This is a genomic window from Niveispirillum fermenti (assembly GCF_052474395.1).
This window is the reverse complement of sequence record NZ_CP156681.1, coordinates 1,615,918-1,641,638: the sequence shown is the minus strand read 5'-3', so window position 1 is coordinate 1,641,638 and position 25,721 is coordinate 1,615,918. Positions and strand designations below refer to the sequence as shown.

General features: G+C 66.4%; 21 protein-coding genes. 9 read left to right on the top strand and 12 right to left on the bottom strand.

Annotation, left to right across the window (positions count from 1 at the left end):
* Positions 1-75: 75 nt before the first annotated feature.
* On the bottom strand, positions 76-2,025 hold the full coding sequence (locus ABC728_RS19000) for a PrkA family serine protein kinase (protein WP_416618404.1): 1,950 nt from the start codon (positions 2,023-2,025) through the stop codon (positions 76-78).
* A gap of 1,083 nt (positions 2,026-3,108) precedes the next feature.
* Between ABC728_RS19000 and ABC728_RS18995 the strand changes: the two genes are divergently transcribed.
* The gene (locus ABC728_RS18995) at positions 3,109-3,300 is read left to right on the top strand and encodes a hypothetical protein (RefSeq protein ID WP_416618403.1); all 192 of its coding nucleotides are present in this window, start codon (positions 3,109-3,111) and stop codon (positions 3,298-3,300) included.
* Between the two features lie 355 nt (positions 3,301-3,655).
* The gene (locus ABC728_RS18990; protein WP_416618402.1) at positions 3,656-5,683 is read left to right on the top strand and encodes a putative bifunctional diguanylate cyclase/phosphodiesterase; all 2,028 of its coding nucleotides are present in this window, start codon (positions 3,656-3,658) and stop codon (positions 5,681-5,683) included.
* A 47-nt stretch (positions 5,684-5,730) separates the two neighbouring features.
* On the opposite strand, the gene ABC728_RS18985 is transcribed toward ABC728_RS18990, so the two are convergent.
* Complete coding sequence (locus tag ABC728_RS18985) at positions 5,731-6,258, bottom strand: hypothetical protein (protein ID WP_416618401.1); 528 nt, start codon at positions 6,256-6,258, stop codon at positions 5,731-5,733.
* A 187-nt stretch (positions 6,259-6,445) separates the two neighbouring features.
* Between ABC728_RS18985 and ABC728_RS18980 the strand changes: the two genes are divergently transcribed.
* The gene (locus tag ABC728_RS18980; RefSeq protein WP_416618400.1) at positions 6,446-6,838 is read left to right on the top strand and encodes a dihydroneopterin aldolase; all 393 of its coding nucleotides are present in this window, start codon (positions 6,446-6,448) and stop codon (positions 6,836-6,838) included.
* A gap of 69 nt (positions 6,839-6,907) precedes the next feature.
* Here the strand turns inward: ABC728_RS18980 and ABC728_RS18975 are convergent, their stop codons facing one another.
* From ABC728_RS18975 to hflK, 6 genes are all read right to left on the bottom strand, one after another.
* Positions 6,908-8,149 (bottom strand): threonine ammonia-lyase, encoded by a 1,242-nt coding sequence (locus ABC728_RS18975; protein ID WP_416618399.1) that lies wholly within the window; start codon positions 8,147-8,149, stop codon positions 6,908-6,910.
* Between the two features lie 250 nt (positions 8,150-8,399).
* Complete coding sequence (locus tag ABC728_RS18970) at positions 8,400-12,008, bottom strand: hydantoinase B/oxoprolinase family protein (protein WP_416618398.1); 3,609 nt, start codon at positions 12,006-12,008, stop codon at positions 8,400-8,402.
* 253 nt (positions 12,009-12,261) lie between these two features.
* Positions 12,262-13,818, bottom strand: coding sequence for a DegQ family serine endoprotease (locus ABC728_RS18965; RefSeq protein ID WP_416618397.1), 1,557 nt, complete (start codon positions 13,816-13,818; stop codon positions 12,262-12,264).
* Positions 13,819-14,033: 215 nt separating this feature from the next.
* Positions 14,034-14,219 (bottom strand): DUF2065 domain-containing protein, encoded by a 186-nt coding sequence (locus ABC728_RS18960; RefSeq protein WP_416618396.1) that lies wholly within the window; start codon positions 14,217-14,219, stop codon positions 14,034-14,036.
* A 97-nt stretch (positions 14,220-14,316) separates the two neighbouring features.
* Positions 14,317-15,192, bottom strand: coding sequence for a protease modulator HflC (hflC, locus tag ABC728_RS18955; protein ID WP_416618395.1), 876 nt, complete (start codon positions 15,190-15,192; stop codon positions 14,317-14,319).
* A gap of 12 nt (positions 15,193-15,204) precedes the next feature.
* Positions 15,205-16,371 (bottom strand): FtsH protease activity modulator HflK, encoded by a 1,167-nt coding sequence (gene hflK, locus ABC728_RS18950; RefSeq protein WP_416618394.1) that lies wholly within the window; start codon positions 16,369-16,371, stop codon positions 15,205-15,207.
* A 174-nt stretch (positions 16,372-16,545) separates the two neighbouring features.
* On the opposite strand from hflK, the gene apbC reads away from it, so the two are divergent.
* Both apbC and ABC728_RS18940 read left to right on the top strand, forming a co-directional pair.
* Complete coding sequence (gene apbC, locus ABC728_RS18945; RefSeq protein WP_416618393.1) at positions 16,546-17,703, top strand: iron-sulfur cluster carrier protein ApbC; 1,158 nt, start codon at positions 16,546-16,548, stop codon at positions 17,701-17,703.
* 217 nt (positions 17,704-17,920) lie between these two features.
* Entirely contained in the window at positions 17,921-18,217 is a 297-nt protein-coding gene (locus ABC728_RS18940; protein ID WP_416618392.1) for a hypothetical protein, read from the top strand.
* A gap of 175 nt (positions 18,218-18,392) precedes the next feature.
* Here the strand turns inward: ABC728_RS18940 and ABC728_RS18935 are convergent, their stop codons facing one another.
* Both ABC728_RS18935 and ABC728_RS18930 read right to left on the bottom strand, forming a co-directional pair.
* Positions 18,393-19,556 (bottom strand): cystathionine gamma-synthase, encoded by a 1,164-nt coding sequence (locus ABC728_RS18935; protein ID WP_416618391.1) that lies wholly within the window; start codon positions 19,554-19,556, stop codon positions 18,393-18,395.
* Between the two features lie 31 nt (positions 19,557-19,587).
* Complete coding sequence (locus tag ABC728_RS18930) at positions 19,588-20,211, bottom strand: CatA-like O-acetyltransferase (RefSeq protein ID WP_416618390.1); 624 nt, start codon at positions 20,209-20,211, stop codon at positions 19,588-19,590.
* 205 nt (positions 20,212-20,416) lie between these two features.
* Between ABC728_RS18930 and ubiA the strand changes: the two genes are divergently transcribed.
* Both ubiA and ABC728_RS18920 read left to right on the top strand, forming a co-directional pair.
* Positions 20,417-21,478, top strand: coding sequence for a 4-hydroxybenzoate octaprenyltransferase (ubiA, locus tag ABC728_RS18925; RefSeq protein ID WP_416618389.1), 1,062 nt, complete (start codon positions 20,417-20,419; stop codon positions 21,476-21,478).
* Positions 21,456-22,127, top strand: a complete 672-nt coding sequence (locus tag ABC728_RS18920) for a class I SAM-dependent methyltransferase (protein ID WP_416618388.1) — start codon at positions 21,456-21,458, stop codon at positions 22,125-22,127. The genes ubiA and ABC728_RS18920 overlap by 23 nt, the downstream gene beginning before the upstream one ends.
* Here the strand turns inward: ABC728_RS18920 and ABC728_RS18915 are convergent.
* The gene (locus tag ABC728_RS18915) at positions 22,090-22,545 is read right to left on the bottom strand and encodes a DUF3291 domain-containing protein (protein ID WP_416618387.1); all 456 of its coding nucleotides are present in this window, start codon (positions 22,543-22,545) and stop codon (positions 22,090-22,092) included. The two genes, ABC728_RS18920 and ABC728_RS18915, sit on opposite strands and share 38 nt — an antisense overlap.
* Before the next feature lie 123 nt (positions 22,546-22,668).
* On the opposite strand from ABC728_RS18915, the gene ABC728_RS18910 reads away from it, so the two are divergent.
* Both ABC728_RS18910 and ABC728_RS18905 read left to right on the top strand, forming a co-directional pair.
* Positions 22,669-24,180 carry a UbiD family decarboxylase gene (locus ABC728_RS18910; RefSeq protein WP_416618386.1) on the top strand — a complete coding sequence of 504 codons (1,512 nt, stop codon included), beginning with the start codon at positions 22,669-22,671 and terminating at the stop codon, positions 24,178-24,180.
* Positions 24,181-24,283: 103 nt separating this feature from the next.
* Positions 24,284-24,679, top strand: coding sequence for a hypothetical protein (locus tag ABC728_RS18905; protein ID WP_416618385.1), 396 nt, complete (start codon positions 24,284-24,286; stop codon positions 24,677-24,679).
* 60 nt (positions 24,680-24,739) lie between these two features.
* Here the strand turns inward: ABC728_RS18905 and rpoH are convergent, their stop codons facing one another.
* Positions 24,740-25,624: an RNA polymerase sigma factor RpoH gene (rpoH, locus tag ABC728_RS18900; protein ID WP_416618384.1), complete on the bottom strand. Its 885-nt coding sequence runs from the start codon at positions 25,622-25,624 to the stop codon at positions 24,740-24,742.
* Positions 25,625-25,721: the final 97 nt, after the last annotated feature.

Sequence of the window (25,721 nt, the reverse complement as noted above, 5' to 3'; positions counted from 1 at the left end):
GTCCCATTTCTACGAACCACCCAGTCTCTACCATCGAATGAAACTGAGACTCGCTCACTGTCCATTATAACCCCCTCACCCCGCCTGCTTCACCCGCATGTACCATTCGACCAGCCGGCGAACCTGCCGCTCGGTATAGCCGCGTTCCATCATGCGCTCGACGAACTCGCTGTGCTTCTTCTCCGTCTCGCTGTCCTTCTTGGAACCGAAGCTGATGACGGGCAGCAGTTCCTCCACCTGGCTGAACATCCGCTTCTCGATGACGTCGCGCAGCTTCTCGTAACTGGTCCAGGACGGGTTGCGCCCGCCATTGGATGCCCGCATGCGCAGCGCGAACTTCACCACCTCGTTGCGGAAATCCTTGGGGTTGGCGATGCCGGCGGGCTTTTCGATCTTGGTCAGTTCCTGGTTCAGCAGGTCGCGGTTCAGCAACTGGCCCGTGTCGGGGTCCTTGAAGTCCTGGTCCTCGATCCAGGCGTCGGCATAATCGACATAGCGGTCGAACAGGTTCTGTCCGTAATCATGGTAGCTCTCCAGATAGGCCTTCTGGATTTCGTTGCCGATGAACTCCGCATAGCGCGGGGCCAGTTCGGCCTTGATGAACTCCATGTATTTCTTTTCGGTGTCGTCGGGGAACTGCTCCCGCTTGATGGCCTGTTCCAGGATGTACATCAGATGAACGGGATCGGCCCCCACCTCCGTATTGTCGTAATTGAAGGTGCTGGCCAGAACCTTGAAGGCGAAGCGGGTGGAGATGCCGTTCATCCCCTCATCCACACCGGCCGCGTCCTTGTATTCCTGCAGGGTCTTGGCCTTGGGGTCCGTCTCCTTCAGGCTTTCGCCGTCATAGACGCGCATCTTGGAGAACAGGTTGGAATTGCCATGGTCGCGCAGGCGTGACAGCACCGTGAACCTGGCCAGCATCTCCAGCGTTGCGGGCGCGCAGGGGCTGCCCGACAATTCAGAGGTCTTGATCAGCTTCTCATAGATGCGCTGTTCCTCCATCACCCGCAGGCAATAGGGTACCTTGACCACGCAGATGCGGTCGATGAAGGCCTCGTTGTTCTTGTTGTTCTTGAAGCTCTGCCATTCCGCCTCGTTGGAATGCGCCATGATGACGCCCTGGAAGGGCAGTGCGCCGATATTCTCGGTGCCGATGTAATTGCCTTCCTGCGTGGCGGTCAGCAGGGGATGCAGCATCTTGATGGGCGCCTTGAACATCTCCACGAATTCCAGCATGCCCTGGTTCGCCCGGTTCAGGCCGCCGGAATAGCTGTAGGCGTCGGGATCGTTCTGGCTGTAAAGCTCCAGCTTGCGGATATCCACCTTGCCGACCAGCGAGGAGATGTCCTGGTTGTTCTCGTCCCCCGGCTCGGTCTTGGAAATGCCGACCTGGCGCAGGCGCGACGGACGCAGCTTGACCACCTTGAACCGGCGGATGTCGCCATCGAACTCATCCAGCCGTTTCAGTGCCCAGGGGCTCATCAGCCCGGTCAGGCGGCGGCGGGGGATGCCGTATTTCTCCTCGATGGCGGCCCCCATGGTAACGGGGTCGAACAGGCCCAGCGGGCTTTCAAAGACGGGGCTGATCTGGTCCCCGGCCTTGAGGGCATAGATGGGCTTGTCCTCCATCAGTGCCTTCAGCCGCTCGGCCAGCGAGGATTTGCCGCCCCCCACGGGGCCCAGCAGGTACAGGACCTGCTTGCGTTCCTCCAGCCCCTGGGCGGCATGGCGGAAGAAGCCGACGATTCGCTCGATCGTTTCTTCCATGCCGTAGAATTCGGCGAAGGCAGGATAGATCTTGATGGTGCGGTTCATGAAGATGCGCGCCAGACGCGAATCCCTGGCCGTGTCAATGATCTCCGGCTCACCGATGGCCGACAGAAGCCTTTCCGCAGCGCTGGCATACATCAGCGGATCGTCGCGGCACCCTTCCAGATAATCCAGCAGCGACATCTCCACGTCGCGGCGGCTTTCATACGAACTGGCGTAACTGGCAAAAAGGTCTGTGACCAGACTGGTCATGGGCACTCTCCTTCCTGGCGGCCGGTCGGCGGGCGGATGGGAGGGCATGGGCAGGCCATGCGCCATGCTTGCCCGCCGGCGGGGGGCATTGGAAATCGGTGGCGTTCAAATCCTTGTGCGAGGCCTCCCCAGCCTCCACCCGTAACAGCCGTATTGAAACGGTCCGCCGGGACAATCGTTCCGGAAGTACCGGGGCGGCACCGGCGGCCGGCCGCACGAAGGCACCCAGCCGCACCGGCCGCAGGGCCCCCTGTTTCGCTGGCTTCACCGTCACCCATCACCGCGTCCTCCCGTGCATTCCAAGGGGGTCAATCGGCAATCAAGTCCTGGCACCGAACTACAACATTCAACGTACCGACAAATCGGAGTCTCTTCCCCGATTGGGGCAGACCAATGGCACAGGTCCGTTTTCGGCCCCTGCCCCTCCCGGTGGCATTCCGCCACCCTTGTCCTTCGGGCCTTGTCCACCCGTTCCGGCACACCGCCCATCCAGCAGCGATGCGGTCACAGCAGCATGACCTGAACCAGCCCATCGGTCAAACATACAGGGGAAGGCTTTAATTTTGGCCTAATACCAGGGACATGAATTTATGATTCATGTCCCTGGTAAGGCCGGCGACTGCCGGCCCGGCGCCCCTGCGCCGCAAGCCCAAGCCGACGGATGGCGGCGCCCGGCGCTTGAGGTGCCGAAAGAGAATTCAGGGGACCCACCACCGCGAACAGGCCTGCCGTAAGGCCATCGCGGATGCTGGCGGGCGATACCCGCCGCGGCAAACCCGATCCCCCGACAAGTCGCGGGGCCGGACGAGAGGGGGGACTCGGGCGGAAGGGGCGGCGGCCTGCAACCCTCACCTGCGCTGCGGAAGATCGGCCATGCGTTGTTCGCTGTTGCAACAGATCAGCCTTTGATTTGTTCTGGATAGGCGAAAGCCATCGTTTTGGATCAACAGCTTCGCAATTTGGCCGCAATGGCCGGCGATGCTGCGATGCGTGAAGGCAAGGGCTTTTCGGCCCGCAACCGTTACCGGTCCGACCACGATGGTCCCCGATCGTGACAAACGTCCAACCTGCGAAGGTGACAAGATGCACAGCGCCGATTTCCAGAACAGCTTCAATGCCGCCTGCGCCGAGCTGGGACTGGACCCTGCCAATACCAACGTGTTCGCCCTGGAATGCCGCCGCCAGGGACTGGACCCGAGGCAGACCCGCGCCTTCGACCTGGACAAGAACCCCTCCGCCATGTGGGCCGAATTCCGCAAGCTGAAGCGCGCCTGACCGGCGACGGCCCCGCGGGCCACCGGGTGCATACTGGGGGTGCCTACTGGGGGTGCCCACCCGGGGGTGCATGCCCGGGGTGCCTGCCGCCATCCGGCCCGATGACAGCACCAAGTTGGCCAAAGGCCGGTCCCCGCTGCGGGGGCCGGCCCTTTTTCATGCCCGATTATCCTTATCCATCCCCGAAAACAAGCCGCCTGCCCTTTTCGGACACCGGGCGCGCGACTGATAAATGCTTGTGCAACCGTCGCGGTTTTCAGGCATGATGACCGCGACTGCATATCGCACCTCGCCCCCCCCAAGGAGGCCGGAACGGTGGCGATAGGCAGCCGGACGCAAGCCACCGGGGAGGGCTATGCTGAAGGGCCTGGGCAGTTCATTGGCGGCCAAGCAGGCGGCGCGCGCCGTACTGGCCGCCTGCCTGATCGGATTGTTCCTCAGCGGGCTGGAGGTGGCATGGGCCACGTGGCGCGAACGGGGAAAGGCCAGCGTGCTGGTCGAACAGGTGCTGGACCTGATGGAGGGCAGCGCCGCGGCGGCCGCCTGGAACGTGGACGAGGCGCTGGCCCAGCAGATCGGCACCTCCGCCCTGTCCATCGGCGCCATTGCCGGTATCGATATCCGCATTTCCGAACAGCAGTCGCTATGGTCCCGCCGGCGCCCGACGGAGCAGACCGGCCAGGGTGACAGCATGATCGGCCGGCTGGTATTCGGCGATCTGGCGCGCGGCACCCGCCTGCTTTACCGCCCCCTTCCCGACGGGCGGGAAAAGCCGCCCATCGGGCTGCTGCGCATCGACCTGGACATGGCGCGCATCTCCGCCGACTACATCGCCTTCGTCGGCACCTCGCTGCTGGGCGGCCTGTTGCGCAACATCCTGCTGGGGCTGATGCTGACCTGGGTCTTCCACCGCTTCCTGACCCGCCCGCTGGTCGAGCTGGAACAGGCCGTGGCCGATATCGACCCCGACAACCCCCGCGATACGCGGCTGCCCCTGCCGCGCGGGCATGAGGAAGATGAGCTGGGCCGCCTGACCCTGCGCATCAACGAGACGCTGGACCGGCTGGATGACAGCCAGGGGCAGTTGCGCCAGCTCGCCACCCGCGATCCGCTGACGGAATTGCCCAACCGCGCCCTGCTGCTGGAACGCCTGGATCACGCGCTGGCCCGGGCCCGGCGCACGCGGCGCGGTGTGGCCGTGCTGTTCCTGGACCTGGACCGGTTCAAGCATGTCAATGACAGCCTGGGCCACGACATGGGTGATCAGATGCTGCAGGCCATCGCCCAGCGCCTGGACGGCACGCTGCGCCATTCCGACACGGTGGGGCGCCTGGGTGGGGATGAGTTCCTGGTCGTGGTGGAGGATGTGGGCGAGCCGAAGGAGGCGATCCAGGTCGCCGACCGGGTCCTGGCCTCCCTGGCCCGGCCGCTGGAACTGGATGGGCATATCCTGCATCCTAGCGCCTCGATCGGCATCTCCCTGTGGCCGGCCGACGGACAGGATGCGCGCCAGATCCTGCGCTGTGCCGATGTCGCCATGTACGCGGCAAAGGCCGCCGGCACCGGCTGCTGGCGCATGTTCTCCGCCGAGATGTCGGAACAGGCCATGACGCGGCTGCGCACGGAGGCACGGCTGCGCGCCGCGGAGTTGCGGGGCGAGTTCGAACTGTTCTATCAGCCCAAGGTCGATCCGCGCAGCTTGGCCCTGCGAGGGGCGGAGGCGCTGCTGCGCTGGAAGACGGAGGATGGCTATATCGCCCCCGGTGATTTCATCCCCGTGGCGGAGGAAACGGGCCTGATCGGCCCCATCGGTGACTGGGTTCTGGGGGAAGCCTGCCGGCAGGCTTCCCATTGGCGCCGCCTGCATGGCGACCTGCCCGTGGCCATCAATGTCAGCCCGCGGCAACTGGCCGATGGGGAGTTTCCCAACCGCGTGCGTGCGGCCCTGGCCACCTCGGGCCTGCCGGCGCATCTGCTGACGCTGGAGATCACCGAGACGGTGGCCATGACGCAGGCCACGGGTGATTTCGCCATGCTGCGCATCCTGCATGATATCGGCGTGGGCATCGCCATTGATGATTTCGGCACGGGCTACGCCTCATTGTCGCATCTGCGCCGCATCCCGCTGACGGTGCTGAAGATCGATCGGGGCTTCATGCAATCCGTGCCCCACGACGTGGCCATCGCCGCCACGATCCTGGAACTGGGGCAGCGCCTGGGGCTGGAGATCGTGGCCGAGGGGGTGGAGACGGAGCCGCAGCGCGAATGGCTCTGCACCATGGACTGCCAGACGATCCAGGGCTTCCTGATCTCCCGCCCCGTGCCGGCCGCCGATTTCGAGGCGCGCTTTCTGGCCGGCGGCGGCGTGCGCGCCACCGGCTGAGCGGGGATACCGGCCGCCAGGGGCAGCGCCGCAGAGCATCGGGCGGGCTAGTCGAAGGTCCGCAAGGGGGCCGGTGCGGTCTTCAGCAGATTGTCCAGCAGGCTGACGATCTCCTCGATCTGGACGCGCACCTTGTCCAGTTCCATGGAGGATTTGTCGTCCAGGGCCGCTTCCATCAGCATCATGTCGAAATCGTTCAGCAGGCTGAGCAGGCTGACCCGCTCATCCTGCAACAGGTCATAGGCACCCAGCGCGTGGATCAGCAGGTCGGGCGGGTCGCGGAAAAAGGCCAGAGACAGGCGGGTGAACGTGGTGATGGCCCGCAGCCGCATGCGCACCAGCCAGCCCTTCAACTCGGCCGGCACGCCCCGGTTGGGCGCCTCTTCCGCCTTGTCCGTGATCGTGAAGATCATGGCCTGGATTTCAAGGTAACGGGCACGCGCCTTCTTGTAGTCCGGGAAGGTGGACAGCTTCACGCTCTCCTGCTTCTCGAACAGGCTGACGGCACCGGCGAGCGACTGCGACAGATGCCGCAAGACCGTCGCCCTTTGCGCCGCTTCCTGTTCATAACGCATGGAAGATCCCTTTCCTCCCGACCCGGATCGACATGTATACCAACCGACGCGCACTCTAGACGCAGCGGCGCCAGCCCGCCACTATGGCGAACGGGCAGGGCCAAACGGCTGCAACGCCGTTTGGCTGGGGGCAGCCGCGCGCCGCGGACGGCTTGCCCGCCGGGCCGTGCCGATGATACAGCAGCGCATGCTCCAGACCATGCTGCGCCCGCTTTCCAGCCCCCAACCCGATCCGCCGGCCCGTGAAGGCGCCCAGGTCGTGCTGGTGGTTCGCGACCTCGTGGTGACCACGCTGATCGGCATCTATGATTACGAGCATGTGAAGCCGCAGCGCCTGCGCGTCAACCTGGAAGTGGACCTGGCTCCATCGACCACGCCCTGGACCCATGCCGCCCTGGCCGAAACCGCCGCCGCCCTGGTCACGGCTGGCCATACGAACCTTCTGGAATGCCTGGCCGAACGGCTGGCCGCCGCCATCCTGGCCAATGACCGCGCCCGCACCGCCCTGGTCCGCCTGGAAAAACTGGACGCCTTCGCGGAATGCGAGGCGGTGGGCGTGGAAATCGTGCGAGCGGCCTGACCGCACACAAGCCCTTGGGGCCCAACGGTTGGGCCGGTGTCGCCACCCAACCGCGCGACGATCGGTCCGTCACTCCACCCCGCCGGCCAGAACCTGCACCTTTAGTCCACCCCTGGTGCGCAGGGCTTCCAGCACCCGTTCGGCATGGCGCCTGGACCGGCATTCGATGGTGAGGTCGATGTCGGTGGCCTTGACGGTGGTGGTGGTGAACAGGCGCTGGTGGTTGGCCTCGATGATGTTGCCGCCGGCATCGCCGACCAGACCGGTGATCTTGGCCAGCACGCCGGGGCGGTCCGGGATGGCGATGCGGATGGCGATGAGCCGGCTTTCGCGGACAAGCTGGCGCATGATCACCTGCGCCAGCATGCGGCTGTCGATATTGCCGCCCGTCAGCACCAGGCCGACCTTCGACCCGCGAAACAGTTCCGGATGGACCAGAAGGGCGGCAAGACCCGCGGCGCCGGCCCCCTCCGCAACCGTCTTTTCGATATTGAGGAACAGGGCGACGGCTTCCTCCACCGCCACGTCGGGCACCAGCAGCACGCGATCGACCAGCGCGCGGCAGATTTCCAGCGTGTTGGCGCCCACATTCTTGACGGCGATGCCTTCGGCGATGGTGTCGCCGCCAACCGTCACGGGCTCCCCCTTCAGCGCCTGCTCCATGGCGGGATAGGCTTCCACCTCCACCCCGATGATGCGGATCTCCGGCTTCATCGCCTTGGCGGCGATGGCGATGCCGCTGATCAGGCCGCCACCGCCCACCGGCACGACCAGCGTGTCCAGCTCGGGCACGGCCAGCAGCATCTCCAGCCCCACGGTCCCCTGCCCGGCGATCACGTCGGGATCGTCATAGGGATGGACGAAGACCAGCCCGTCTTCCTGCGACAACCGCTCGGCCTCGGCCGCCGCCTCGGCCAGGACGGCCCCCTTCAGCAGGACGCGGGCACCATGCTCCTCGGTCCGCTCCACCTTCGTGAAGGGGGTGCCCTCAGGCATCACGATGGTGGCCGGGATGCCCAGGCGGCCGGCATGATAGGCGACCCCCTGCGCATGGTTGCCGGCCGACATGGCGACAACCCCCCGCGCGCGCTCCGCCGCCGTCAGCTTGCGCAGCTTGTTCAGTGCGCCGCGTTCCTTGAAGCTGGCCGTGAACTGCAAATTCTCGAACTTCACCCACACCTCGGCCCCCGTCAGTTGCGACAGGGTGTGGGATGGGACGCAGGGCGTCTCCAGCACGTGACCGGACAGGGCGCCGGCCGCCTGCTTGATGTCGGACGGGCTGATGGGCAGGGCACGCGGCAGGGCGGTCATGGATGCTGTCTCCTGGGAGAGGCGGGCGGGCACGATGGCCCGGCCGGTGGTGCCCTTCGGATACGGACACGTCGTTGGTTCCCTGTTCGCATGAAGGGTCGTTCCTGGCGAGACGATTTTTCACAGCACAGCTAGGCAGGTTCCTCCAGATCGGGCCACACTTGGCCTGGCCTGGAGGAACCTGCCGGACTCTACAGGTTTGCCGATCGTCCGGGCCCGCCCATGTGTGGGCGGCGTTCGGAAAAGCTGCTCAGGCAGGTGGGCCGAAGCCGCCACCGCCCGGGGTCTCGATCACGAACACATCTTCGGCCCCCATGGCGGCCCTGGCCGTGGCGGAAAGGACCTCTACCCCGCCATCCGCCCGTTCCACCCGCGCGCCGCCCGGCTGCGCGTCGCCGCCGCCGGACAGGCCATAGGGCCGGATACGCCGGTTGTTGGACAGGATGGCCGCCGTCATCGGGGCCAGGAAACGGATACGGCGCTCCACCCCCTCCCCACCCCGGTGCCGGCCGGCCCCGCCAGACCCGGCGCGCAGGCGGAAACCGTCCAGCATCACGGGGAAGCGCCATTCCAGCACCTCCGGATCGGTCAGGCGGCTGTTGGTCATGTGGGTATGGACACCATCGGTCCCGTCGAAATCCGGACCGGCGCCGGACCCGCCGCAGATCGTCTCGTAATATTGATGGGTCTCGTTGCCGAAGGTGAAATTGTTCATCGTCCCCTGCGACGCCGCCATGACACCCAACGCCCCGTACAGGGCGTTGGTCACGGCCTGGCTGACCTCCACATTCCCGGCCACGACGGCGGCCGGATAGGCAGGGTTCAGCATGCAGCCATCGGGGATCACGATATCCAGCGGCGCCAGACAGCCATCATTCAGCGGAATGTCGTCATCCACCAGGGTGCGGAAGACATAGAGCACCGCGGCCCGCACGATGGCGGACGGGGCGTTGAAATTACCCCGCTGCTGCGCCGATGTGCCCGTGAAATCGATCCGGGCCGACCGGGCCCGCCGGTCGATGGATACGGCCACACGAATATGCGCGCCGTTATCCATTTCGATATCGAAATGTCCATCCTTCAGCACGCCGATCACGCGGCGCACCTGTTCTTCCGCATTGCGCTGGACGTGCCCCATATAGGCACGAACCGTTTCGAGCCCGAAAAGATCGACCATCTTCATCAGCTCGTCCCGACCGCGCGCGTTGGCAGCGATCTGGGCACGCAGGTCGCCCAGGTTCTGGGCGATGTTGCGGGCCGGATGGGGGCCGCCGGACAGCAGGTCCACCACCGCCTGTTCCAGCAGGACACCATCACGGACCAGCAGGAAATCATCGATCAGAATGCCTTCCTGGTCGATATGGACACTGTCGGGCGGCATGGAACCCGGCGTGATCCCGCCGATATCGGCCTGATGCCCGCGGCTGGCCACCCAGAACAGGATGGTGCTGCCGGCCGTGTCGAACACGGGCGTCACCACGGTCACGTCGGGCAGATGCGTACCACCGCGATAGGGGTTGTTCAGCATCACGGCGTCGCCGGGGCGCAGCGTATCGCGGCGGGCCGCGATGATGGTGCGCACGCTGTCACCCATGGAACCCAGATGCACGGGAATGTGCGGGGCGTTGGCGATCAGGTTGCCGCAGGCATCGAACAGGGCGCAGGAGAAATCCAGCCGCTCCTTGATATTGACCGAATGGGCGGTGTTTTCCAGCGCCAGACCCATCTGCTCGGCGATGGACATGAACAGATTGTTGAACACTTCCAGCATCACGGGGTCGGCGTCGGTGCCGACCGCCACGCGGGCCGGCAGCGCCACGACCCGGCGCAGGACAAGCCCGCCGCGGGCCGTCACGCGGGCCTGCCAGCCCGGTTCCACCAGGGTGGTGCCCGTCGCCTCCGTCAGGATGGCCGGCCCGTCGATCACGGTGCCGGGGGGCAAGGAAGCGCGGTCATGCACGGGCACGGGCTGCGTGGCCCCGCCGGTCCAGACCGGCACCGTGGCGCGCGGGGACGGTGCCGCCAGGATGGCGGGTTCCTCCGGCATATCCCCGGCCGCTGCGGGCGCGCTGGCGGCCACGGCCTCCACCGACAGGCTTTCCACGACCAGCGGCCGGTCGGGAACATCGAAGCCGAAGCGCTGGCGGTGGGCCGCGGCGAAGGCGGCCCGCATCTCCGCCGGCGATCCGAACGGCACCTCCAACGCCGCATCGGTGCCGGCCACCTTCATCCGGGCCGTGCAGGTCCGGCGGATGGCGTGATCGGCAACGCCCTGCGCCTGCAATTCCGCCGCCGCCTCCGCGCCCAGCGCCTGCAGCACGGCCGACAATTCATCCATCATCTCCGCCCCCAGCGGGCATTCCACCGACCGGTCACGCAAGGCCCCCAGATCGGCCAGCCCCATGCCATAGGCCGACAGCACGCCCGCGAACGGATGCAGATACACGGTCTTCATGCCCAGGGCATCGGCCACCAGACAGGCATGCTGCCCCCCCGCCCCGCCGAAACAGTTCAGGGCATAGCGGGTGACGTCATATCCGCGCTGGACGGAGATATGCTTGATGGCGTTCGCCATATTCTCCACGGCGATCTTCAGGAAACCGTCGGCCAGCGCCTCCGGCCCCATGTCGCGACCCGTCGCCGCCGCCACCGCCGCCGCCATCTCCGTGAACCCGGCGCGCACACGGTCGGCGTCCAGCTTCTGTTCGCCATCGGGGCCGAAGACGGCCGGGAAGAAGTCGGGATGCAGCTTGCCGACCATGATATTACAGTCGGTCACCGTCAGCGGGCCGCCGCGGCGATAAGCGGCGGGCCCCGGATCGGACCCGGCCGATTGCGGACCGACGCGCAGCCGCGCCCCGTCGAACCGGCAGATGGACCCGCCGCCGGCCGCCACCGTATGGATGCGCAGCATGGGCACGCGCAGCCGTACCCCGGCCACGACGGTTTCCAGCGACCGTTCATAGGTGCCGGCATAATGCGACACGTCTGTGCTGGTGCCACCCATGTCGAAGCCGATGATGCGGTCGAACCCTTCGGCCGCCGCCGTCCGCACGGCACCGACGATACCGCCCGCGGGGCCGGACAGGATGGCATCGCGCCCCTGGAAACGTCCGGCCTCCGTCAGGCCGCCATTGGATTGCATGAAATAGAGCGGAATGCCCGGCAGCGCCCCGGCCACCTGCGCCACGTAACGGCGCAGGATGGGCGACAGGTAGGCATCGGCCACCGTCGTATCACCACGGCCCACCAGCTTCATCAGGGGGCTGACCTGATGGCTTGCCGACACCTGCGTGAACCCGACCTCCCGCGCCAGGGCGGCCACCGCCGCCTCATGTTCGGGATAGCGGTAGCCGTGCATGAAGATGATGGCGCAGGCGCGGTAGCCGGCATCGAAAGCCGCCCGCAATCCGGCCCGTGCCGCGTCCGGATCCAGCGGCCGGCGGACGGCGCCATCGGCCATCACCCGTTCCGGCACCTCCAGCACCCGGTCATAAAGCTGCTCGGGCAGGTCGATGCGGCGGGCGAATATCTTCGGCCGCGCCTGATAGCCGATGCGCAACTGATCCCCCAGGCCGGCCGTGATGACCAGCAGGGTCTTCTCTCCCTTGCGTTCCAACAGGGCGTTGGTGGCCACCGTCGTGCCCATGCGGACCTGTTCCACGGCATCAGCCGGAACGGGGTCCTGCGGCGACAGGCCCAGCAGGTCGCGGATACCCTGGACCGCGGCGTCACGATAACGTTCGGGATTTTCCGACAAAAGCTTGTGGGTCAGCAAAGTCCCGTCGGGGCGGCGGGCCACGATGTCGGTGAAGGTGCCGCCACGGTCGATCCAGAACTGCCAACGCCCATCCGTCATCCCGGCACCCTTCCTTCCGGCCCTGTAACGCAACAAGGCGCGGAGTGTGCCGGGAACCGCCGGCAGACGCAAATACCCTTCTACCCATCGTGCCGGGCGCGGCCCGCGTGCCCGACACGATGGCAACGGCCGGAAGCCGGCCGTCCGGCAGCTTCGGCTTGCGCGCCCACCAGGGCACGGACGCTCGATGCACGAAGCAGGCTGTGATGCGTTCCACGCACCGCAGCCTGTCAGGGTGGACCGCCCCCCGGTACTACTTCGCCTCTTCCAGGGCCAGCGCCAGGAAGGTCTGCTCACCCTTGCGATCGACCAGCAGCAGTACGGCCTTCTGGCCGGCCTGCCGTGCGGCATCCACCCGCTCCTGTACATCGCCTGGTGCCGCGACGGGCTGCTGGCTGACCTCCAGCACGACGTCGCCGGGGCGCAACTGCCGGCTCTGCGGCGGGGCATCGGGGTTGACGCGGGTGATGACCACACCCTTGACCCCGTCGGCCAGCGTGAATTGCCGGCGCAGGTCGGGGGTGATGGCGGACACGGTCAGGCCCAGCGCATCCACCTGCTGCTGTGCGCCGTCGGTCACGCTTTCTTCCGGCTGCGCCGGGGTTTCCGCGGCGGTCGGGTCCTCCGGGAATTCGGCCAGGGTGATGGGAACGGTCAGCGCCTCACCCTTGCGGGAAATGCCGACGGACACCTTCGTGCCGACCGGCGTGCCGGCCACCATGCGGGGCAGGGTGCGATTGTTCAGCACTTCCTTGCCGTTGAAGGTCAGGATCACGTCGCCGGGACGCAGGCCTGCCTCCGCGGCGGGGCTGCCATCGGTGACGGTGCCGACCAGAGCACCCTTGTGATGGGCCAGCCCCATGCTTTCCGCGATCTCCGGTGTCACGGACTGGATCTGCACACCCAGCCAGCCGCGACGCACCTTGCCGTTCTTGCGCAGTTCCTCGATCACGGTGCGGGCCATGCCGGACGGGATGGCGAAGCCGATGCCGACCGAACCGCCCGTGCGGCTGTAGATGGCGGAATTGATGCCCACCACGTCACCCGCCAGATTGACCAGCGGGCCGCCCGAATTGCCCTGGTTGATGGCGGCATCGGTCTGGATGAAATCATCGAAGCGGCCGGCGCCGATATCGCGGGCGCGGGCCGACACGATGCCGGCCGTGACGGTACCGCCCAGGCCGAACGGGTTGCCGATGGCCACGACCCAGTCGCCGACCTTCAGCACGTCGCTGTTGCCCCATTTCAGGGCCGTCAGCCGCAGCTTGGTGTCGATCTTCAGCAGGGCCAGGTCGGTTTCCTTGTCCGTGCCGATCAGCTTGGCCTTCAGCTCGGTCTGGTCCTCATCCTGCAGGATGACGGTGATCTCGTCCGCCCCCTCGATCACGTGATTGTTCGTGACGATATAGCCGGCCGGATCGATGACGAAGCCCGAGCCCAGCGATTGCGCCCGACGCGGCGTGCCGGGGTTCTGCTGCTGACGCTCATAGAAGTCGCGGAAGAATTCCTCGAACGGGGAACCGGGGGGGAAGTCCGGCATCGGCACGGGGGACCGGCCACCGGGTCGATTCTGGATCGTCTGGCTGGTCGAGATGTTGACCACCGCCGGCAGTGTCTTTTCCGCCAGTGCGGAGAAGCTTTCCGGCGCGCCGCGCTGGGCCAGCGCGGGCGGGGCGACGAACAGGGCGGCAACCAGCGGCAGCACCGACAACAGCGACAGCCAGCCGGTCAGGCGGCCTTCCCGGGCCGGGGCCCCGGCACCGGCAGGCGCGGCGGGGCAGGCGGGACGGGAACGGGGGGCTTCGATCACGTCAATCTCCAGGGGCCGGCCAGCGGCCACCGGAAGGCGGCGCGCATCGGCGTCCCGGCCCTTCTGGGACACGCCGATGCCAGGGAATATAGGATGCGAAATGCCGGCTGCGAAGCATTCCTTCACTGTCCGCGCGCGAAGCAGGCGCGGTTTATACGGGTATAGGGGGTAAATCCCCGTACCGGCACCCGGCGGACACCCTGTCATCAGGGGTTTCAGCCGCGGATGATGGCCAGGGCCAGCACGCCCAGCACCGCCACACCCAGCCCGATACGCCGCAGAAGGGCGGGTTCCATCCCGATGATGCGGGTGGCCATGTCCCGCATGGATACCGGTGCTATGGCATAAAGCAGCCCTTCGATGACGAAGACCAGGGCCAGCGCTGTCAGGAAATCGGTCACGGGTCGGGTCCGGCACGGGAGGCAGAAACAGAACTGCCCCGGCGCTTGGGCGCAACCGGGGCAGTCTTGATGCGGCGATCAGGCGGGTGCCAGCGGCTCAGCGCCGCTGTGCATTACCCATGCTGTTGAAATACCGGAAGAATTCGCTGTCCGGCGACAGCACCATCTGGGTGTTCTCACCCCGGACAGAGGCACGGTAGGCTTCCAGCGAGCGATAGAAGGCATAGAAATCCGCGTTCTTGGATGCGGATTCGGCCACGATGCGGATCGCCTGATTGTCGCCCTCACCCCGCAGCACCTGGCTGTCGCGCTGTGCCTCGGCCAGGATCACCGTGCGTTCACGCTCGGCACGGCTGCGGATCTGCTGCGCCTGCTCGTTGCCCTGGGCGCGGGCCTCGCGGGCCTCGCGCTCACGCTCCGAGCGCATCCGGTCATAGACAGCCTGCGAGGTGGCCTCCGGCAGGTCAGCGCGGCGGATGCGCACATCCACGATCTCCACGCCGAACCGGCGGGCCTCCTGGTTCACCTGTGCCTTGATGTCGGCCATGACCCGGGCGCGCTCCTGCGACAGCACGGCCAGCAGCGTGGCATTGCCCAGCACGCGGCGCAGGGCGGAATTCACGGTGGCGGCCAGACGCTGCTCCACCACCATCTCGTTGCCCACCGACTGGTAGAATTGCAACGGCTCGGTGATGCGGTAGCGGGCGAAGGCATCCACTTCCAGGCGCTTCTGGTCGGCCAGGATCACCTGTTCCACGGGCGGGTCAACGTCCAGCACGCGGGCATCCAGCAGGACGACATCCTGGATGAACGGTATCTTGGCATGCAGCCCCGGTTCCTTGATGGTGCGCTTCCATTCACCGAATTGCAGCACCAGCGCCTGCTGGGTCTGGGCAACGGTGAACAGGGAAGTGGACGCCAGGATCAGGGCGACGGCGGCAACAATGCCCAAAGCGACGAGTTTGCGGCTCATATCCAGTCCCCCTTACTGGCGCGGCGCGGTCTGGGTGACCGGCGTCTGCTGTCGGAGCTGGTTGGTCAGTTCGTTCAGCGGCAGGAAGGGCACGACACCCGTCCCCTTGCCCTGGTCGATGATGATCTTGTTGGTCCCGCCCAGCACTTCCTGCATGGTTTCCAGGTACATGCGCCGTGCGGTGATTTCCGGCGACAGCGAATAGGCCGACAGCACCTGCGAGAAGCGCTGCGCGTCACCCTGGGCCAGGCTGACCACCTGTTCGCGGTAGGCCGATGCCTGCTGGATCAACTGTTCCGCCTCGCCGCGGGCGCGGGGAATGATGTCGTTGCGGTAGGCCTCGGCCTCGTTGCGCAGCCGCTCGCGGTCCTGGCGGGCGCGCTGCACGTCGTTGAAGGCATCGACGACGGGTCCGGGCGGGTCCACCTTCTGAAGCTGGACCTGGCTGATCTCGATACCCGACTGGTATTCGTCCAGCATGGTCTGCAGCAACTGGCGGGTCTGCTGCTCGATATCCTGGCGGGCCTCGGTCAGGGCCGGCTGGATGTCGGTGCGCCCGATCACCTCGCGCATGGCGCTTTCGGCCGCCTTCTTCACCGTCTGTTCCGGATCGCGGATCTTGAACAGATAGTCGCCGGCGTCCTTGATCACCCACAGGACGGTGAAATCGATATCGATGATGTTCTCGTCACCGGTCAGCATCAGGCTTTCGTCGGGCACGTCGCCGCCGGCCCGGCGGTTGTCCCCGGCCGAGCGATAGCCGATCTCCAGCCTGTTGACGCGCGTCACCTTGGGCGTCACCGCCCGTTCGATGGGCACCGGCAGGTGATAGCGCAGGCCCGGCTGCTCGGTCCGCACATACTGGCCGAATCGCATGACGACACCCTGCTCATCGGGTTCGACGCGATAGATGCCCGACAGGCCCCAGAGAACGGCCAGGGCCAGCACGCCGAACATGATGGTCCGGCCGCCGCCGAATCCGCCCGGCGTCAGGTTCTTGAACCGCTCCTGCCCCTTGCGCAGCAGCTCCTCCAGGTCGGGCCCGCCCGGTGGCTGTCCGCCACCGCCGCCGCCGCCCGGTGGACGGCCCCAGGGATTGTTCCCGCCGCCACCGCCGCCACCCGGGGGCGGGCCCCAGGGCCCGCCGCCATTGCCGCCACCTTGATTATTCCAGGGCATATTTCCGACCCTTTGGTGATTGGTCCCGATAACTGCCAAACCGACCGGCCTGTCCACCAGGGACAGGACGCTTTCATGCTTGCTGTCGCCACCCTATATATCGCGACGCGCCAGCGAAAGGCCCTTGGCCCGGCGGTGCTTGCAGATATTGGGAAAAAAGCGGGGTTTTCAACCATGGCCATGGTGAGTGAGGAGCAGGTTCTGAACGCCCTGCGCAATGTGAGGGACCCGGACCGCGATAAGGACATCGTCACCCTGGGCATGATTTCCGGCTTGGTCGTGAAAGGCGGCAACATCGCCTTCGCCATCGAGGTGGACCCCGCACGGGGTGCGGCCCTGGAACCGTTGCGCCAGGCGGCGGAACGCGCGGTGGATGCGCTGCCGGGCGTCACCTCCGTCACCGCCATGCTGACGGCCCACCGGCCGCCGCCCGGCATGGGCGCACGCGCCGGCGGGCATGACCATGCCGGGCACGGGCACGCCGGACACGGGCACGCCAAGCCAGCCCCGCAGCAGCGCCCGGCCCGGACCGGCGTGCCGGGCGTGCGTGCCATTGTCGCGGTCGCTTCCGGCAAGGGCGGGGTCGGCAAATCCACCACCGCCGTCAACCTGGCCTTGGGAATGGCAGCCAACGGGCTGCGCGTCGGGCTGCTGGACGCCGACATCTACGGCCCCTCCCTGCCCCGCATGATGGGCCTGTCCGGCAAGCCGGAGACGGTGGACGGCAAGGTTCTGCGCCCGCTGGTCAACCATGGGGTGAAGGTCATGTCCATGGGCTTCCTGGTGGCCGAGGACACGCCCATGATCTGGCGCGGCCCCATGGTGATGGGCGCCATCCAGCAGATGCTGCGCGACGTGGCCTGGGGCGAGTTGGACGTGCTGGTCGTCGACATGCCGCCCGGCACGGGCGATGCCCAGCTTTCCCTGGCCCAGAACGTGCCGCTGGCCGGGGCCGTCATCGTCTCCACCCCCCAGGACATCGCCCTGCTGGACGCCCGCAAGGGGCTGAACATGTTCCGGCGGGTGGATGTGCCCGTGCTGGGCATCGTGGAGAACATGTCCTATTTCTGCTGTCCCAATTGCGGCCATCGCAGCGACATCTTCAGCCATGGCGGCGCCCGCGCCGAAGCCGGCAAGCTGGGCATCGAGTTTCTGGGCGAGGTCCCGCTGGACATCGCCATCCGGGAGACCAGCGATGGCGGTGCCCCCATCGTCATGTCCCAGCCCGACAGCGAGCATGCGAAGGTCTATCGCACGATCGCCGCAAAGGTCTGGGACAAGGCGGGCGGCGGCGCGGCGGTGCGCGCGGCACCCCGCATCGTGATCGATTGATCCGGACGGCCGCCGGCCCCGGCAAAGGCTGTAATCCAGCCCGGGCCGGGGCCGGTCCGCAACTGGTCACAATACAAATGAATGTTTGAAACACCCTTTCCCGGCAAGCCCGCCAAAAGACGGATTGCTGCACTGCGTATCCTGCAATGGATTTTTCCTTTCCGTCGGAAGGGGTATTTGGTACATAAACTGCGTGCTCCGGCGGAGGACGGACAGGATGTATCACAACGAGCCGATCAGAGTTGCATATGCGTTTCGTGACGGCGCCCATTCCTTTCGGGCTGCCGATCCCCGTACAGGTGATATCCAGGTTGCCCATGGCGTACCGGAAATCGCCTACGAGGAAGTAACGCGCACGCTGAGCGCCCGGGTCGCCGATCATCTTGGCGCATATGCGCAGGCCCGTCCCCAGTTGGCGTTCAAGGAATTCTGGACATGGTTGCAGATGAATCCCATCGCGGCCATGCCGAACACCCCTTGCCATGTCGAGTTCGCTTGGGAAGTCCGACCCTGAACCCGGTATGGCAAGTCGCCATGTAGGCGGTATGTGTATGGATTGCTGAACAACTGGCGCCCGGCCCCAATCCGGGCGCCATTTTTTCGTTCCCGCCCCATACGGCCCTGCCCCCGTCCCGGCAGGCGCGACCCTTTCAAGCGCCACCCCTGTCGGGTGAGGCGGATGGGTGCGTTTACCGCAACGCGCTGTCCAGATCGGCGATCAGGTCGGCCACATCCTCCACCCCGACCGACAGGCGGACAAGACCGTCATCGATGCCGATGGCGGCGCGCTGTTCGGGCGGGATGCTGGCATGGGTCATGATGGCCGGATGTTCGATCAGGCTTTCCACCCCGCCCAGGCTTTCCGCCAGGCTGAACAGCTCGGTGCGTTCCAGCATGCGCCGTGCCGGTTCCAGCCCCCCCTTCAGGTGGATGGTCACCATGCCGCCGCCGGCCCGCATCTGGCGCCGGGCCAGATCGTGCTGTGTATGGCTGGGCAGGAACGGATAGCGGACCCGGGCCACGGCAGGATGCCTTTCCAGCCATTCGGCCACCTGAACGGCGTTCTGGCAGTGCCGCTCCATGCGCAGGGCCAGCGTCTTCAGGCTGCGCATGACCAGGAAGCTGTCGAACGGCCCCTGGATGGACCCGACGGCATTGTGCAGGAAGGCCATGCGGTCGGCGATCTCCCCCGCCTCGCGCACCACGGCAATGCCGCCCACCATGTCGGAATGGCCGTTCAGATACTTGGTCGCGGAATGGACCACGATATCGAAGCCCTGCTCCAGGGGCCGCTGGATCCAGGGACTGGCAAAGGTGTTGTCGGCGACGGAAATCAGCCCGCGCCGCCGCGCCAGATCGGCCAGCGCCTCCAGATCGGCCAGCTTCAGCAGCGGGTTGGTGGGCGTCTCCACCCAGAGCATGCGCGTTTCCGGCCGGATGGCCGCTTCCACGGCTGCCAGATCCGCCAGATCCACCGTCGTCACGGACAGGTTGGCCGTGCGTGACCGGACCCGGTGCAGCAGGCGATAGGTGCCGCCATACAGGTCGTCGGACGCGATGACATGGGAACCGGCATCCAGCAATTCCAGGATCGTCGCCTCCGCCGCCAGGCCAGAGGCGAAGGCATAGCCGCGATGGCCCGATTCGAGGTCAGCCACACAGGCCTCGTAGGCCATGCGGGTCGGGTTCTGGCTGCGGGCATATTCATAGCCCTTGTGGACGCCGGGGCTCTCCTGGACGAAGGTGCTGGTGGCATAGATCGGCACCATGATGGCGCCGGTCGTCGGGTCCGGCTGCTGCCCGGCATGGATGGCGCGGGTGGCGAAACCCTGGCGGTTGGGACGGTCGGTCATGCTGAACTTCCTTATCGTTGGCGCCCGGCCTCTATCGGGCCGGGTCGTTGACGGCGTCGCCCAGCACCTCTTCCAGCCGGGCGATGAACCGGGCGATATGAATCCCGTCGACCAGCCCGTGATGGGCCTGGATGGCGACGGGAAAATCCACCCGCCCGCCTTCGTGGCGGAACCGCCCCACGGCGATGTTGGGGATGGAACAATCCCCGAACCGGGCCATGGGATGCTGGATGGCCGTGAAGCGCAGCCAGGGCAGGCAGGTGGCAAAGATATAGTCGCGCGTGACCAGGGGTGTAAGGCGCAGGTCCAGCGCCACGCGCGCCTGTGCGCGGTCCGTCCGGTAGGCATCCAGGAACGCCTGGAAATCGGCCATGTACGGGATGGTGGAGAAATTCAGGTTCCCGTCCTGGCCCAGCACCGTATAGGACAGGTCCAGCGTCTCCACCTCGCTCACCCGTCCATCCAGCACGCGCAGGCGGAAATGCGGGATCTCCAGACTGACGCGGCCGATGGCGTGCAACACACGGGCAAAGGGCGGCACGCCGGCCGCCTTGGCCGCCGGCACGAAATCGGGGCAGTCGGCCATGGCCGTGATGTTCACGGCGGGCTGGTCATACCGGTCGAAAAGGGCGAGCTGACGGCTTCTGTCGATCATCGGTGCATCCCTTCCGGGTTCCCGACCCGATCCGGGGCACTTAGTTTGCGAGGTGCGGGAAAGCACCCGTCGGCTCCGCCAGAGCAGGGCCCTGGATAACCGCGCCCGCCGGTCAGGTCAAGCGCCCAGGACGGGGAGCCGGGTATCGCCACCAGCCCATGCCGGCCTTTGCGCAGAAGCCGGCGAACCGGTAGTATCCGTTGCCATGACGAACGCCACCCAGACCAGCACCGCCCCGGATGGCCCCGGCCATACCGATATCAGGGCCGGCGATTGGATCGACCGCCGCCTGCCGGCGGCGTGGCGCCCCTATGCCCGGCTGATGCGGCTGGACCGGCCCATCGGCACCTGGCTGCTGCTTCTGCCCTGCTGGTGGTCCATCGCCCTGGCCGCACCGGCCGGGGGCTGGCCTGACCTGTGGCTGATGGCCCTGTTCGGGATCGGGGCCGTGGTCATGCGCGGCGCCGGCTGCACCGTCAACGATATCCTGGACCACAAGCTGGACGCCATGGTGGAACGCACCCGCGTGCGCCCCATCCCCAGCGGACAGGTCAGTGTGCGCCAGGCCATCCTGTTCCTGGCGGCGCAATTGCTGGTCGGGCTGCTGATCCTGATACAGTTGAACGGATTCGCCATCCTGCTGGGGGCGGCATCGCTGGTGCTGGTGGGGCTCTACCCCCTGATGAAGCGCATCACCTGGTGGCCGCAGGCTTTCCTGGGCCTGACCTTCAACTGGGGCGCGCTTCTGGGCTGGGCCGCCGTGCGGGGGGACCTGGGATGGCCGGCAGTGCTGCTCTATCTCGGCGGCATCCTGTGGACCCTGGGCTATGACACCGTCTATGCCCATCAGGACCGGGAGGACGACGCCCATGTCGGGATCAAGTCCACGGCCCTGCTGTTCGGTAACGATTCGCGTCGCTGGGTCGGCATGTTCTATGCCGGGGCCTTCGTGCTGTGGCTGCTGGCGCTGGAGCCGCGGGGCATGTTCTGGGGCATCGCCGTGCCGCTGGCCGCCACGGGTGCCCTGATGTTCATGCAGGTCCGCGGCTGGGACATCAATGACCCGGCCGACAGCCTGGCCACCTTCAAGGCGGCCCGCTTCATCGGCATGGCGCTGCTGGTGGCCATCATCATCGGCGTGGCCAGCCTGCCCAAGGCAATGCATGGCGGCGGCGGGCCGATGGATGGCATGCGCCTGCTCCCCAAACCCTACATGCAGCCGCAGATGCTGCGCATGGCCGATCTTGATCCCCTTCCCCGCCGCTGATCCGGCCGCCTTCATCCGCGCCCATACCGCGCCGGCCCCGGTGCCGCTGCGGCCCGATATCCTGCTGTGGCAGGCCACGGAGATCACGCCTATCTGGCAGGCGACGGAGGAATGGCTGGCACGCAACGGCGTTCCCCCGCCCTTCTGGGCCTTTCCTTGGGCCGGCGGGCAGGCCGTGGCAAATCTGATCGCCGACGATCCGTCGCTGGTGGCCGGCAGGCGGATACTGGATTTCGCGGCCGGGTCGGGATTGATCGCCATCGCGGCCATGAAGGCGGGCGCCGCACACGCCACGGCCGTGGAGATCGATCCGTTCGCCGTTGCCGCCACGCGGATGAATGCCGAACTGAACGGCGTGGCCGTCACCGGCATCACCGACGACATTATCGGCCGGCCGCTGCCCGGCATCGACATCGTGCTGGCCGGCGATGTCTGCTACGAACGTCCCTTTGCGGAAGCGGCCCTGTCCTGGTTCCGCGATCTGGCGCGGGCCGGCACCACCGTGCTGGTGGGCGACCCCGGCCGGGCCTACCTGCCCGCCCAGGGGCTGGACAGGCTGGCCACCTATGCCGTGCCGACCACGCGCGAGCTGGAGGACCGGGAGGTCCGCGTCACGGATGTGTGGCGGGTGCCGCAAAGCGCTGCTTGAAGGTGAAAGCGAACGGCGTGGGTCCATGACCTTCCAGGTGATCCAGCCTTTCGCGCGCATCGGCCAGGGTGGGGACCTGCCCGGCCGGCACCCACCACAATGCCATGTGCGCCCGGTCGGGCCTGGCGAACCAGTCGCGCCGGCCGCGCATCACGGCTGTGTGGTCGGCCTGGCGATATGTGAAATCGAACAGCGCATCGACATTTTCCCAGACCGACATGTTGATGATCAATTCGGGATCGGGGAAGGGGCGCAGGCTGGTGGCGTCGTTGCCATCGCCGACCAGACGCCAGACGAAGCCGGGCGCCGCCTCCGCCAGGGCGTTCACCGCATCCAGGCGCGACGTGAATCCCAGAAGTTGCGGACTGTCGATTGGATACAGCAGACGGGCGATATTGACCTGTGCCAGATGATGCATGGGGCGTACCTTGTCCGAGAATGCACCCTTATGTGGGATGGCCGCGACAGGCTGCAAGCTTGACCCGGCCGCCGCGGCCCCCGATCTTACGCCCCACAGACCCGGAACCCCCGAAGGCCCATCATGCCCTATGCCTCCCTGCGCGATTTCATGGCCCGCCTGGAACAGGAGGGGCGGCTGGTGCGCGTGACGGAGCCCGTTTCCACCGTGCTGGAAATGACGGAAATCCATACCCGCCTGCTGGCCGAACAGGGCCCCGCCGTGCTGTTCGAGAATGTGATCAGGGCCGATGGCAGCAAAAGCACCATGCCCGTCCTGATCAACCTGTTCGGCACGGTGGAGCGTGTGGCGTGGGGCATGGACCGCCAGCCGCATGAATTGCGCCAGGTCGGGGAGACGCTGGCCTTTCTGAAGCAGCCCGAACCGCCCCGCGGCCTGAAGGAAGCCTTCCAGCTTCTGCCCCTGGCCAAGCAGGTCATGGCCATGCGGCCGGGGTCGGTATCCAGGGCGCCCTGCCAGGACGTGGTGCTGACGGGGGATGATATCGATCTTTCCACCCTGCCCATTCAGTCCTGCTGGCCCAGGGAGCCGGCCCCCCTGATCACCTGGCCCCTGGTGGTGACCCGGGGCCCCGGTGAGGCACGGGAGGATAATTTCAACCTGGGCATCTATCGCATGCAGGTGCTGGGGAAGAACAAGACCATCATGCGCTGGCTGAAACATCGCGGCGGGGCGCAGCATCACCAGCGCTGGAAACAGGCCGGCAAGCGCGAGCCGCTGCCGGCCGCCATCGTGCTGGGGGCCGACCCCGGCACCATCCTGGCCGCCGTGACGCCGGTACCCGACACGCTGTCGGAATACCAGTTCGCCGGCCTGCTGCGCGGGAAGAAGGTGGATCTGGTCGCATGCAAGACCGTGCCGCTGAAGGTGCCGGCCACGGCGGAGATCGTGCTGGAAGGCTATGTGAGCCTGGATGAATATGCCGATGAAGGGCCCTATGGCGACCATACAGGCTATTACAACTCGGTCGAGCAGTTCCCCGTCTTCACCGTCACGGCCATCACCATGCGCCGGGACCCGATCTTCCTGTCCACCTTCACGGGCCGCCCGCCGGATGAACCCAGCGTGCTGGGCGAGGCGCTGAACGAGGTGTTCATCCCCCTTCTTCAGCAGCAATTTCCCGAGATCGTGGATTTCTGGCTGCCGCCGGAAGGCTGTTCATACCGCATCGCGGTCGTGTCCATGAAGAAGGCCTATCCCGGCCACGCCAAGCGCGTGATGATGGGCGTCTGGTCCTTCCTGCGGCAGTTCATGTACACCAAATGGGTCATCGTCGTGGATGACGACATCAACGCGCGCGACTGGAAGGACGTGATGTGGGCCGTCAGCACCCGCATGGACCCGGTGCGCGACATCACGATGATCGAGGGCACACCCATCGACTATCTCGACTTCGCCAGCCCCGAAAGCGGCCTGGGCGGCAAGGTCGGCCTGGATGCCACCAACAAGCTTCCCCCCGAAACCCATCGCGAATGGGGGGAGAAACTCTATATGGACCCGGCGGTGGTGGACCGGGTCAGCGGGATGTGGGACCGGCTGGGCCTGCCCGGCACCGGCAAGCCCATCTGGAAGTGACGCCCGACAGAGGGAGGCCCCCCTTGCGCACAGATGTTGCCAGCACGGCCCGCAGACCCCATCTTTGCAGGACAGGACAACAAATCAGGCAGTTGGAACAACCATGCCCATCATGGACCGCGACACTCTCATCGAATTGCTGAACCGCCTGGGCGATGCGGATGATCAGGCGGTGCTGGCCGCCGCCCGCACGATCCATGCCCGCGTCAGCGATTCCGGCTATGGCTGGAACGACCTGCTGGTCGGCGCCGCGCCGGAAGCCGCGCCGGCACCGGCCGCGCCAGCCGCGGCGGCATCAACGGCATCCGCTGCCCCCGTTCTGCCGGTCGAAGGCGATATCCTCACCATCATCGACGGGCTGCTGGCCCATCCGGAAATCTCCACCGACACGCGGATCGACCTGCAGGACATGCGGCAGGAGGCGGAGGCCGGAACATTGGACCCCGGCGATGACAGCTATGTCCGCGCCCTGGCCGCACGGCTTTCCGCGGACCGGTAGCATCCTGCCGCAGGCGAGGCAGGGGACGGGCCGCATGCCGCCCCCCGATGACGGGACGGGTCAGGCGAGTTGCTGGGCCACGGCCGCCGACTTGATGGCCTTTTGCAGCTTCTCGAAGGCCCGCACCTCGATCTGACGCACGCGCTCCCGGCTGATGCCGTAATGCTGCGACAGGTCTTCCAGGGTCGTCGGCTCCTCGCGCAGGCGGCGTTCCATCAGGATATGCCGCTCCCGCTCGTTCAGCCCCTTCATGGCGTTGGTCAGCAGGGCTTTGCGCTTGCCCAGTTCCTGTTCCTCGCCCAGGCGGATTTCCTGGCTTTCCCGCTCATCCACCAGCCAGTCCTGCCATTCCCCGTCACCATCGATGCGCAACGGCGCGTTCAGGGAATGGTCGCCGGCGGCCAGGCGCTGGTTCATGGAAACGACGTCGGCCTCTGGCACGTCCAGCGTGGTGGCGATCTTCGTCACCACCTCGGGCGGCAGGTCGCCATCATCGATGGCCTGCATCTGGCCCTTCAGCTTGCGCAGGTTGAAAAACAGCTTCTTCTGCGCGGCCGTCGTGCCCATCTTCACCAGCGACCAGGAATGCAGGATATATTCCTGGATCGCAGCCCGGATCCACCACATGGCATAGGTGGCCAGACGGAAACCCCGGTCGGGCTCGAACCGCTTGACGGCCTGCATCATGCCGACATTGCCTTCCGAGATCAGTTCCGACACAGGCAGGCCATAGCCGCGATAGCCCATGGCGATCTTCGCCACCAGGCGCAGATGGCTGGTCACCAGCCTGTGCGCGGCCTTCGTGTCCTCATGCTCGCGCCAGCGCTTGGCCAGCATGTACTCCTCATCCGGTTCCAGCATGGGGAACTTGCGGATCTCCTGGAGATAGCGGCTGAGGCTGCTTTCCGAACTGACGACGGGAATGGCGGGAACAGAAGCGGTCATGGTTACCCCCTTCACATAAGGCTGGTCAGCGCCACCGGCCCGACAGGCACCGGCAACGACATGCAATTCACGAACACAGGCGCCTGGCGCCCGTCCA

What these genes read in the sequence shown, in the direction of transcription:
- ABC728_RS19000 (WP_416618404.1), bottom strand. Translation starts at nt 2,025, where the DNA reads ATGACCAGTCTGGTCACAGACCTTTTTGCCAGTTACGCCAGTTCGTAT.
- ABC728_RS18995 (WP_416618403.1), top strand. Translation starts at nt 3,109, where the DNA reads ATGCACAGCGCCGATTTCCAGAACAGCTTCAATGCCGCCTGCGCCGAG.
- ABC728_RS18990 (WP_416618402.1), top strand. Translation starts at nt 3,656, where the DNA reads ATGCTGAAGGGCCTGGGCAGTTCATTGGCGGCCAAGCAGGCGGCGCGC.
- ABC728_RS18985 (WP_416618401.1), bottom strand. Translation starts at nt 6,258, where the DNA reads ATGCGTTATGAACAGGAAGCGGCGCAAAGGGCGACGGTCTTGCGGCAT.
- ABC728_RS18980 (WP_416618400.1), top strand. Translation starts at nt 6,446, where the DNA reads ATGCTCCAGACCATGCTGCGCCCGCTTTCCAGCCCCCAACCCGATCCG.
- ABC728_RS18975 (WP_416618399.1), bottom strand. Translation starts at nt 8,149, where the DNA reads ATGACCGCCCTGCCGCGTGCCCTGCCCATCAGCCCGTCCGACATCAAG.
- ABC728_RS18970 (WP_416618398.1), bottom strand. Translation starts at nt 12,008, where the DNA reads ATGACGGATGGGCGTTGGCAGTTCTGGATCGACCGTGGCGGCACCTTC.
- hflC (WP_416618395.1), bottom strand. Translation starts at nt 15,192, where the DNA reads ATGAGCCGCAAACTCGTCGCTTTGGGCATTGTTGCCGCCGTCGCCCTG.
- hflK (WP_416618394.1), bottom strand. Translation starts at nt 16,371, where the DNA reads ATGCCCTGGAATAATCAAGGTGGCGGCAATGGCGGCGGGCCCTGGGGC.
- apbC (WP_416618393.1), top strand. Translation starts at nt 16,546, where the DNA reads ATGGCCATGGTGAGTGAGGAGCAGGTTCTGAACGCCCTGCGCAATGTG.
- ABC728_RS18940 (WP_416618392.1), top strand. Translation starts at nt 17,921, where the DNA reads ATGTATCACAACGAGCCGATCAGAGTTGCATATGCGTTTCGTGACGGC.
- ABC728_RS18935 (WP_416618391.1), bottom strand. Translation starts at nt 19,556, where the DNA reads ATGACCGACCGTCCCAACCGCCAGGGTTTCGCCACCCGCGCCATCCAT.
- ABC728_RS18930 (WP_416618390.1), bottom strand. Translation starts at nt 20,211, where the DNA reads ATGATCGACAGAAGCCGTCAGCTCGCCCTTTTCGACCGGTATGACCAG.
- ubiA (WP_416618389.1), top strand. Translation starts at nt 20,417, where the DNA reads ATGACGAACGCCACCCAGACCAGCACCGCCCCGGATGGCCCCGGCCAT.
- ABC728_RS18915 (WP_416618387.1), bottom strand. Translation starts at nt 22,545, where the DNA reads ATGCATCATCTGGCACAGGTCAATATCGCCCGTCTGCTGTATCCAATC.
- ABC728_RS18910 (WP_416618386.1), top strand. Translation starts at nt 22,669, where the DNA reads ATGCCCTATGCCTCCCTGCGCGATTTCATGGCCCGCCTGGAACAGGAG.
- ABC728_RS18905 (WP_416618385.1), top strand. Translation starts at nt 24,284, where the DNA reads ATGCCCATCATGGACCGCGACACTCTCATCGAATTGCTGAACCGCCTG.
- rpoH (WP_416618384.1), bottom strand. Translation starts at nt 25,624, where the DNA reads ATGACCGCTTCTGTTCCCGCCATTCCCGTCGTCAGTTCGGAAAGCAGC.